This is a genomic window from Streptomyces flavofungini, assembly GCF_041028215.1.
GTDB classification, from domain to species: Bacteria; Actinomycetota; Actinomycetes; order Streptomycetales; family Streptomycetaceae; genus Streptomyces; species Streptomyces flavofungini_B.
Genome location: NZ_JASKYR010001506.1, coordinates 1 through 608, shown reverse-complemented (window position 1 = coordinate 608; position 608 = coordinate 1). Strand labels below are relative to the sequence as shown.

Annotated in this window: 1 pseudogene; it reads right to left on the bottom strand. The window is 82.5% G+C overall.

Annotated elements, in window-relative coordinates:
- Positions 1-608 (bottom strand): annotated as a pseudogene (locus tag AB8Z36_RS41905) (LuxR family transcriptional regulator); the annotation flags it as partial.

The following is a 608-nucleotide window of genomic DNA, read 5'->3' as shown; positions in this document are numbered from 1 at the left end:
GCACTCCCCCGGCCCCCGGCACCGCCCCGGTCGGCGGCGCCGGGGGCCGGGGGAGTGCCGAGCGCGGCGAGATAGGCCGTGGCGTCGCCGAGGTCCCAGGCCGCCGGGGAGGCCCGGCCGAGCGCGGCGAGATAGGCCGTGGCGYCGCCGAGGTCCCAGGCCGCCGCCATGGCGCAGAACCGGGCCTCCCCGGCGGCCTCCGGGTCGTACGGCAGGAGCAGTTCGGCCGCGAGGAGGAGGGCCTCGCGGGCGTCGGCCACGGGTCCGTCGGCGAGCGTGAGCCGCCCCCGGGTCAGCTCGACGGCCCCGCGCACCAGCGGGTCGGCCGATTCGGCGCGCGCGGCGGCGAGCAGCTCCCTGGCCCGGTCGGTGCTGCCCGCGAGCCGGGCGTGGTCGGCGGCGGCGGCCCTGCGCAGTGCGCGCTCCCGCGCGTCCTCGGTGAGGTCGGCCGCCGCGGCGAGGGCCGCCGCGCGCTCGGCGTGGCGCGTGCCCGTGCCCGGATCGTGCGCGGCGTCCACCAGCGCGGCGGCGAGGCGCGGGTCGGGGCCGGTCGCGGCCAGCGCCCGGTGCAGATGGCGCGGGAGCGGCGGGGTGCGGGTGTCGTCGAG